The organism is uncultured Eudoraea sp., assembly GCF_947260015.1.
Lineage (GTDB): Bacteria > Bacteroidota > Bacteroidia > Flavobacteriales > Flavobacteriaceae > Eudoraea.
Window position 1 is genome coordinate 67,995 of sequence record NZ_CAMYOM010000009.1, and the last position, 8,705, is coordinate 76,699.

Below are 8,705 nucleotides of genomic sequence, written 5' to 3' on the forward strand. Positions count from 1 at the left end.
AAACTATTGAAAACCACTGATACTTATTGTATTTTAGCCGAAAACCTTTTTATGAGAATTGAAGAAATTCAGAACGAAATTGTAGAAGAGTTTGCCTTGTTTGATGACTGGATGCAGCGGTATGAATATATGATAGAATTAGGGAAATCACTTCCATTAATTGAAGAGCAATATAAAACAGAGGACAATATAATCAAGGGTTGTCAGAGCAAGGTTTGGGTGCATGCAGAATTGGAGGAGGACAAACTGGTTTTTACGGCTGATAGTGATGCCATTATTACTAAAGGTATTATTGCCATTTTAATTAGAGCTTTTAGCAATCAAAAGCCGATGGATATTATAGAGGCAAATACAGATTTTATTGATAAAATAGGCCTTAAAGATCATTTATCTCCAACACGTGCAAATGGGTTGGTAAGTATGATAAAGCAATTGAAATTGTATGCCATTGCATACCAAACACAATTGAATTAAATAATTAATCCGAGAGATATGAGTGAAACAACAATAAATACAAAGGAACTAGGCGAGAAAATAGTAACCGTTCTCAAGACAATTTATGATCCCGAGATTCCCGTGGATATTTATGAATTAGGATTAATCTATGATGTTTTTGTTAATGAGGACAAGGATGTAAAAATACTGATGACGCTTACTTCACCTAACTGCCCTGTGGCAGAAACTTTGCCTGTTGAGGTAGAAGAAAGGGTTAAATCTCTGGACCTTGTTAAAGATGCGGAAGTTGAAATTACCTTTGATCCTCCCTGGACCCAGGATCTGATGAGTGAGGAGGCAAAATTGGAGTTGGGACTTCTCTAGTACTAGTGATAAAAGAAAATAAATCCGAAAGTATGTCTGAAATAGTAAATCGTGTAGCCCAAAGTAAACTGGTGACCTTCGATTTGGAAGAATACTATCCTCAAGGGAGCAGGTTGCAATTAGATATCAAAGAGTGGCTTTACGAGGATCTTATACTTAAAGAGAAGGAATTCAGGAACCAGGTAGCTTTGCATAATTGGGAACAATATAATGATGCCTATGTGGCTCTTAACTGCTCTTCAGATGCCATAGTCCCGGGATGGGCTTTTATGTTAATCTCCACAAAATTGCAGCCCTATGCAAAGAAAGTGGTTTTAGGCTCTTTGGAAGATCTTGAGACCACGCTTTTTCAGTCTGTTATAGAAGATCTGGATATCTCTGATTTTAAAGATAAACCTGTAATAATTAAAGGGTGCAGTAATAAACCAGTGCCACCAAATGCCTATCTATGGGCTACTATTAAACTTCAGCCGGTAGCTAAAAGTATCATGTATGGAGAAGCCTGTTCTTCCGTGCCTTTGTTTAAAAGGAAATAGCATCCATTATTGTTAAAATCTCCTAACAATTCATACATTTGCCGTTCTAAATAAAAACTAGACATTATGAAAAAATTATTAATAGTATTGGCAATTTTAGCCAGTACTGGTTATTCTTTAGCCCAGACCCGAGATGAATTAAAAGCAGCCAAGGCAACTAAAACAGATTCGATAGCTGCTATTCAGGGGAGGGCAGATGCGATTCAGGCAGAAATTGATGCCTTACCTGGATGGAGAGTTGGAGCTTTTGGAACTATTGGGGGTAGTTTTTCCGGGTTTAATAATTGGTATGCTCAGCAAACCCCTAATAATTCTGCCGGAACAATTGGATTTACTGTTAATGCCTTCGCCTATAAGAATGAGAGTAAATATTTTTGGAGAAATGACCTTACACTAAATCTTAACTGGGTAAAATTTGATGATAAGGATGATCCTAATGATCAAAATGGATTTAGGCAAGCGACTGATGTATTTAATATTTCAACTTTATACGGCCGGAAATTGAGCGAAAAGTTTGCCATTTCGGGATTAGCGGAATATAGAACTACCATTTTAAGCAATTTCAATGATCCGGGTTACCTGGATCTTGGTGTTGGAGCTACATGGACACCTATTAAAGATCTAATAGTGGTGATCCATCCCTTGAATTATAATTTTGTATTTAGCAGTAGCGATGCAATATTTGAGTCATCGCTGGGAGCAAAGATTGTAGCCGATTACGGTAGGGACTTTGGTGCGATTAAATTCAGAACGAATCTGTCCATATTCCAGAGTTACAAAAGTTCTGATCTCTCTAATTGGACCTGGACAAACTCCTTTAGTTATACATTATGGAAGATGATAGGAATTGGATTTGACTTTGGCCTGAGAGATAATAGACAGGAAGCTCTTAATTATGCCATTAATACAATAGGAGACCCAACTGCTACTTTTGATAATATTGACAACAAACTTCAAACCTATTATACATTAGGCTTAAGCTACAAGTTTTAGCACGGCCTGAATATTCATAACCAAAAAACCCCGGCAAATCTGCCGGGGTTTTTTAGTAAAGTAGGTTGGTAAAATTTGGTTTATTAATTATTATTATGGTTAAGAGACGATTTGGGGAATCGAACACTTTAAATTAAGTTCAGGGTTAGATTTGGGGTTGAACACTATCACTTAATTACTACGTAAAGATAGGTTGAGCAAACTTTTGATCATAAAATATGTTGTGAATCTATTGCTGTATGTTGTGAAAAATATGAGTGGTTTATTTACCTCGGTGAAATGCATATTCTATTTTTAATTTATCAAACTTGCTCCATTAATTATTTCAACTTCTGAGATATATTGACAATAGTTTTTGGCGGTTATTGCCAGGATATTATATCTCAAATTTATAATAAACAAAAAAACCCCGGCGTTTCCGTCGGGGCTTTGTTAGAAAAGTAGGTTTGTAAAACTTGGTTTGTTAATCTAATACTTTGGTTAAGTGCCGATTTGGGTTCTGAATCATCCCGGTTAACATCGGGAAGAATAACACTTAAATTAAGTTATGCTTTGATTTGGGGTTAAACACTAACACTTAATTACAATGTAAATGTAGTTTGGTTCTTCGAAATCTCTAAATTATTGTTGTGAAGTGGAGTTATAATGTTGTGAAAAATATGAAGTGTATCAGTTGTCAGATGAATGACCTGACTACCTATGATTTGCATAGGCATAATTCACTTACCAATTCGAATAGATAATTTGGAAAATAATTAATATTGATCAAGGTGTTCGGGATAAAGAAAATTGTTATAAGGGAAGCGGGAAATATGGATTTTCCTTACTGCATCATATACTTTTTTACGGAACTCATCCAGATTCTCCTTTTTCAGAGCGGAAATAAAAATGGCATTATCGCCTAATTTTTGCATCCAGGTATGTTTCCATTCATCAATGGTAAAGTGCTTTGAACTCCTTTCGGTCATTAGATCGTCTTCTTCCAAAATTTCCTGAGTGTATAGATCAATTTTATTAAAGACCATTATTGTTTTCTTATCAGAAGAGCCAATCTCGTTCAATATTTTATTTACAGAATTAATATGATCTTCAAAATTGGGATGTGAAATATCTACGATGTGAAGCAATAGATCTGCTTCTCTAACCTCGTCTAAGGTGCTTTTAAAACTCTCTACTAATTGTGTAGGCAGTTTGCGTATAAACCCAACGGTATCGCTTAACAAAAAGGGTAGATTACCCAGCACCACTTTTCTAACAGTAGTGTCTAATGTCGCAAATAATTTGTCCTCAGCAAAAACGTGACTTTTACTAATGACGTTCATAAGTGTTGATTTGCCTACATTGGTATATCCTACCAATGCTACACGTACCAGGGCTCCACGGTTTCCACGCTGGGTGCCCATTTGGCGGTCAATTTTTGTTAATTTCTTTTTTAGTAATGCTATTCTATCTCTGACTATCCTACGGTCTGTTTCAATTTCGGCCTCTCCAGGACCTCGCATTCCAATACCCCCTCTTTGCCTTTCAAGATGCGTCCACAAACCGGTTAGCCGAGGCAATAAATACTCATATTGTGCAAGCTCTACCTGTGTTCGGGCATAGCTCGTTTTGGCTCTTTGAGCAAATATATCCAGTATTAAACCAGTTCTGTCCAGTATTTTGCACCGCAGTATCTTCTCAATATTGCGCTGCTGACCAGCCGAAAGTTCATCGTCAAAAATGACAGAACCTATTTCGTTTTCATCTACATAGGCCTCTATTTCCTGAATTTTACCACTCCCAATATATGTTTTTGGATTGGGCAAATCCATTCGCTGCACAAAACGTTTTAATACTTCGCCGCCAGCCGTATAAGTCAGAAACTCAAGTTCATCAAGATATTCCTGTACTTTCTTTTCATTCTGCTGTTTGTTAATAACACCTACCAGAATTGCCTTTTCATATTCTATATTCTGTTTCTCTAACATCTAATAAATTATAGTGCAAATCTAAGTAATTGGAACCAAGTGATTTTCGTAATTTTGGAAACCAAATAAAAAATTCATGAATTTTTCATTTCTGAAAAGAAATAAACCCAAAAACGTTCATACCATTGTCTTTTATAACCTGGAGAATCTTTTTGATATAGGAGATGATCAAAATACACTTGACATAGATTTTACCCCAAAAGGAAAGAAAAAATGGACCAAAAGGAGGTATAAAAAAAAGTTGCTCAAACTTGCAAATACCATTTGCAGAATAGGGGTTAAATCCACTAACAAACCACCAGTGATCGTGGGTATAGCAGAGGTTGAGAACCAGGAGGTAATTAAGGACCTGATCTCCTCAGGGGCTTTAAAAAAAGAGGATTACGATTACGTTCATTACGATTCTCCTGATGAAAGGGGAATAGATACCGCTTTATTATATCTAAGATCGAATTTTAGTGTCCTGCGTTCTACACCTATCCCTTTACTGATTTTCAATCCTGAAGGCGAAAGAGACACAACCCGGGACATACTTTATATTCACGGTGTTTTAAACGGGGAGGAAATTCATGTTTTTGTAAATCACTGGCCATCACGAAGAAATGGAGATATAGAAACAGATTACAAAAGAATTAAAGCTGCCGAGACCATTAGGGACTATATGACGGAAATTGAAAAAAATTATTCAAATCCCAATTATATTATCATGGGAGATTTTAACGATGGTCCGGACGCAATAAGTATCCGCACTTTGGTTGATGCGAAAGAGTTGTATAATCCTATGGAAAAACTATTGACTCCCGAAAGAGGCAGCGCAAACTACAGAAGAAGCTGGTCACTTTTTGATCAGATTCTGGTCTCTCATAGCTTTTTCAATTATGAAAAAGGCACGCATAGTTTTACGCATGCCAATATTTTTGACGACCATCAGCTTAAAGAATGGGATGGCAAATATGCTGGAAATCCCTTTAGAACGTATGTAGGGCAAAAGTATAAAGGGGGATACAGTGACCACTTTCCTGTATATATTCAATTAAAATTCAATTAAAACAGATTGGGGATATTTCAAACCGCTCTCTAGATGTGTATTATTTGATCTTCACGCAATAATGATTCGAGGGTTGGTTGGAATAAACGAAGTGCAAGTTGTTATTGAACATCGGGAGGCATTAAAAAGCAGATAGCTTTAGGTAATACGCTTATGGTAGCTGGGGCAAGGCCCACATACTCGCCATCAGCCTCAATACCACAAGAGTCGTTGCTTTCAAGCAACACTTCATTGGCATCATGGTAGCTAACCTGTGGAAGGTTGATTTTCACTCCTTTTTTCAAATTACCCAAGTTTTTTAGATAGTCCCAAATGCTCAAATCCCCGAAGATAGTAACCTGAAACTGCCCATCGGTAAGCTTGGCATCGGGGGCGATGCAGATATCATTGCCAAAGTAACGTCCGTTGGCCACTGCCATTTGCAGCAACTTGCCCTTCCACTGCCATGTGTTGCTGGTACAGCTTACCTCTTTTTTAACATAGCTGAGAAACCCTTTTATGATGTGCTTGAAGTAATTGAAGCCAGGGCCTAACATACTTGATGATTGTTCTAGATTTTGCGCCACTTCCGAGCCAAGCCCAACTCCTGCTATATTGATAAAATGGCGGGTTTCCTGGGTCTGTTGTATTATTATTTTCCCAAGGTCTATCTTTTGGGTGGTATTGGATTGAATCAGTGCAATCAGTTCTTCAATGGAATTGGAGATGCGTGCCGTTCTAGCAAAATCATTGGCCGAACCAAATGGGAGCAGCCCTATTGCCGGGTATTCATTGGCTGGTATGTTACTTTGCAACATGCCATTGATAACCTCGTGCAAGGTGCCATCACCCCCAACGGCAACCATATAATCGCAGCCGTTTTCAGTGGCTTGCTTGGCCAATTCGATGGCGTGTTTTTTCCTTAGGGTGGAAATGAACTGCACACTGCCCGTATTCGTTTGTTGACAGTATTGGTCAAGCCTTGGGAGCACTTTTGCCAAACGGTTGTTTTTGTTGTTGACTACAAACACAATGTTCATTCGGTCAAGGTAGCATATTCCTTTAGTTTAGACAATAACAAGATTAAGCATGGTGCTGAGCTTGTCGAGATTTGGGACTTAGTTTTCAGTAGGTATTAGTCAAGGGATTTGTTGCAGTAGTGTAACAAAGCAAATGAAACTTGCTCAAGTGTACGTGGTTTGCAATTTCATCTAATGTCGGCTGTTCAATTTGATTTTCACGAATAAATTGAATTGCCTTTGTGATTGTTTCGTAGTAAAAATTTTCTTCCATAAGGCAAAATTCATAATACTTATTGTAATAGACAATCCGTTTGTTGCTCGAATATGGCATAACGTGTTCGTGTATGGTTTCGTTTTGTCTTAGACTAGTCTTTCTGAGCGAGAATGTCCCGATTCATCGGGATAGCGAAGACAGCCGATCTAAAGTTTCAATTTAAGGAAATTATTATTTATAGGAGAATTTCACAATGTACAGATTCAGCAAAATGAATTATACACGTCTTAAGTTTTTCTCCATAAGGTCGTATCGTATTTTTCTAAAGAATTTTATCATTTGTTAGTGGTTGGTAATAATGAAGCACAACAATAGGATATAGTTATTAACTATATATCTTTTATATAAACTAAGATAGTACAACTAAGATTATAAACACAATACATTTAAATACAAGACCCCTACATTAGATAGAGTGATTCAAAAATATTCTTTGTGAAACATAAATCACAAGTTGGCTGGAAGAATAATTCTAAATATGAATGATTTGGTCTTCACCCAATAACTCATCATTACGAAGCCTGAGAAAGACTTGCGCTAAAGTTTTTAGTGCAGTTAAACTTTCAAAGGCTTGCTCTTAACTATTAAATACTGTAATAATCATCTTGTTCATAGCAATAAACTTTAATAGTAAAAAAGGTGTAGTTTCTTATACATCTAAGTCCATTTCATTTGTTTAGTCAATTAACTCAAAATCGTTCAACACCCACGTTTTTTGAATGTAGCCATCAAGTGGACCATAGAAACGGAACACTACAAAAAAGCCTTTTGAAGGATCTGTTTTGATCCAGTTGCTTCTTAGCTTTTTATCTTTTGGAGGCTTAGGTCCAAAATACATATCTACAGAACCATCTTTGTTTTCTACATGCTTTTTCAAACTACTTACCTTCCTTAGCAGCCTGATCAAATATTTTTAGCATTCGCGCATCCGGCTTGTAAGGTTTACCTTTTTCGATACCTAAGGAAGCTAACTTCCCTAATTCATCTTGATCAAATAAAGCACTTGGCTCGTATTGAATTATTTCGTTTAACATTTCAAAAGCTGATCCATCCTCAGGAAACAAGGTGTTTATACCCATTCCTGAAACATTGATATAATTGCCTTTTCTTGGGCCTGTTTTTAAAGGATATACTTTTAACCTTTCTTCGAACCATTTAACGGCTTCATCACCATTCCCCACATCGAATCCACGCATCATCGCCCAAATTCTGTAGCTATTTGATTTTATTACAAAATAACCTTCACTTGGTATATCTCCTTTATAATCTGCTGGTACAAAAAGGTATTTTCCTCCTTTTCCTAAATCGGGTCCTGTTGGTCCAAAATCAGTCAAATATTTAAAGTCTGCATCAGGTATTTCTACAACCGTAGGGCCATCAACTCCTAAATCTAAAGAAGCAAATGCATAAACCGTACTGTTATTACCGGTTAAATAATTTTCGCTTGCCTGCATAAAATCGGCTTCAACTGCAATATCAGAAGATGAAGTAAAACCAAAATCACGCGCTTGAGCTCTAACAATTCCATAGAGCGACATCGCTGGCATAAAATCCATATAGGCTTGTGTTGCACGCTGCAAATCTAATTGATCAAATATAAGTTGAGTGGACTCTTCTGTTGGAAATGCACCTCCAACAAATTCTAAAGTGCCATAACTTGTTTCAATTTTATCTGGAGCAGGTGTAAAATCTTTTGCTGTTTCTTTTGCCCCTGATGGTTTAAAAATATTCATTCTTTCGCCCGTTTGCTGTGCAAATACACTTGTAGCTATTAACAGGGAGGCACTAAATGCCAGTGTTTTTATTCGTTTCATAATTTTAGTTATTAATTATTTACTATAATAAAATTCGTAAGTTGAGTAATACCAGGTGATAATCACAGAGCGTACTGAGTATTCCCAACAATGCGACCTGATCTTCAACTTGTCCGGTTAGTACAGAAACAGATCCAAAATCAGGATCTTCCTCTTTAATGATTTGCAAATCCCGAATACTATCGGCCCAATCAATTTTTACGTCTCCTGCTACCCGAATTTGATAGGTTGCAGTTTTGGAAAAAATTGAATA

Annotated in this window: 10 protein-coding genes; 5 read left to right on the forward strand and 5 right to left on the reverse strand. The window is 36.8% G+C overall.

The annotated features are described in order from the left end of the window. Positions 1-51 precede the first annotated feature (51 nt). The 4 genes from Q0X66_RS06440 (at position 52) to Q0X66_RS06455 (ending at position 2,348) form a co-directional block, all read left to right on the forward strand. Positions 52-474, forward strand: a complete 423-nt coding sequence (locus Q0X66_RS06440; protein ID WP_297704432.1) for a SufE family protein — start codon at positions 52-54, stop codon at positions 472-474. Between the two features lie 18 nt (positions 475-492). After that, positions 493-819, forward strand: a complete 327-nt coding sequence (locus Q0X66_RS06445) for a DUF59 domain-containing protein (RefSeq protein ID WP_297704434.1) — start codon at positions 493-495, stop codon at positions 817-819. Positions 820-851: 32 nt separating this feature from the next. Beyond that, entirely contained in the window at positions 852-1,355 is a 504-nt protein-coding gene (locus Q0X66_RS06450; protein WP_297704436.1) for a DUF2480 family protein, read from the forward strand. Positions 1,356-1,421: 66 nt separating this feature from the next. Further along, on the forward strand, positions 1,422-2,348 hold the full coding sequence (locus Q0X66_RS06455) for a DUF3078 domain-containing protein (RefSeq protein WP_297704438.1): 927 nt from the start codon (positions 1,422-1,424) through the stop codon (positions 2,346-2,348). Between the two features lie 755 nt (positions 2,349-3,103). On the opposite strand, the gene hflX is transcribed toward Q0X66_RS06455, so the two are convergent. Further along, entirely contained in the window at positions 3,104-4,315 is a 1,212-nt protein-coding gene (hflX, locus tag Q0X66_RS06460; RefSeq protein ID WP_297704440.1) for a GTPase HflX, read from the reverse strand. Between the two features lie 76 nt (positions 4,316-4,391). Between hflX and Q0X66_RS06465 the strand changes: the two genes are divergently transcribed. Continuing rightward, a complete protein-coding gene (locus Q0X66_RS06465; protein WP_297704442.1) occupies positions 4,392-5,363 on the forward strand; it encodes an endonuclease/exonuclease/phosphatase family protein in 972 nt (323 codons plus the stop codon). Positions 5,364-5,464: 101 nt separating this feature from the next. On the opposite strand, the gene Q0X66_RS06470 is transcribed toward Q0X66_RS06465, so the two are convergent. The 4 genes from Q0X66_RS06470 to Q0X66_RS06485 form a co-directional block, all read right to left on the reverse strand. After that, the gene (locus tag Q0X66_RS06470; protein WP_297704444.1) at positions 5,465-6,382 is read right to left on the reverse strand and encodes a diacylglycerol kinase family protein; all 918 of its coding nucleotides are present in this window, start codon (positions 6,380-6,382) and stop codon (positions 5,465-5,467) included. 932 nt (positions 6,383-7,314) lie between these two features. After that, positions 7,315-7,515, reverse strand: coding sequence for a DUF1214 domain-containing protein (locus tag Q0X66_RS06475; RefSeq protein WP_297704446.1), 201 nt, complete (start codon positions 7,513-7,515; stop codon positions 7,315-7,317). Position 7,516: 1 nt separating this feature from the next. Continuing rightward, complete coding sequence (locus Q0X66_RS06480) at positions 7,517-8,452, reverse strand: DUF1254 domain-containing protein (protein WP_297704448.1); 936 nt, start codon at positions 8,450-8,452, stop codon at positions 7,517-7,519. Positions 8,453-8,474: 22 nt separating this feature from the next. Further along, positions 8,475-8,705 (reverse strand): hypothetical protein (locus Q0X66_RS06485; protein WP_297704450.1); only part of this gene is annotated, 231 nt, incomplete at its 5' end.

What these genes read in the sequence shown, in the direction of transcription:
- Q0X66_RS06480 (WP_297704448.1), bottom strand. Translation starts at nt 8,452, where the DNA reads ATGAAACGAATAAAAACACTGGCATTTAGTGCCTCCCTGTTAATAGCT.
- Q0X66_RS06455 (WP_297704438.1), top strand. Translation starts at nt 1,422, where the DNA reads ATGAAAAAATTATTAATAGTATTGGCAATTTTAGCCAGTACTGGTTAT.
- Q0X66_RS06470 (WP_297704444.1), bottom strand. Translation starts at nt 6,382, where the DNA reads ATGAACATTGTGTTTGTAGTCAACAACAAAAACAACCGTTTGGCAAAA.
- hflX (WP_297704440.1), bottom strand. Translation starts at nt 4,315, where the DNA reads ATGTTAGAGAAACAGAATATAGAATATGAAAAGGCAATTCTGGTAGGT.
- Q0X66_RS06440 (WP_297704432.1), top strand. Translation starts at nt 52, where the DNA reads ATGAGAATTGAAGAAATTCAGAACGAAATTGTAGAAGAGTTTGCCTTG.
- Q0X66_RS06445 (WP_297704434.1), top strand. Translation starts at nt 493, where the DNA reads ATGAGTGAAACAACAATAAATACAAAGGAACTAGGCGAGAAAATAGTA.
- Q0X66_RS06450 (WP_297704436.1), top strand. Translation starts at nt 852, where the DNA reads ATGTCTGAAATAGTAAATCGTGTAGCCCAAAGTAAACTGGTGACCTTC.
- Q0X66_RS06465 (WP_297704442.1), top strand. Translation starts at nt 4,392, where the DNA reads ATGAATTTTTCATTTCTGAAAAGAAATAAACCCAAAAACGTTCATACC.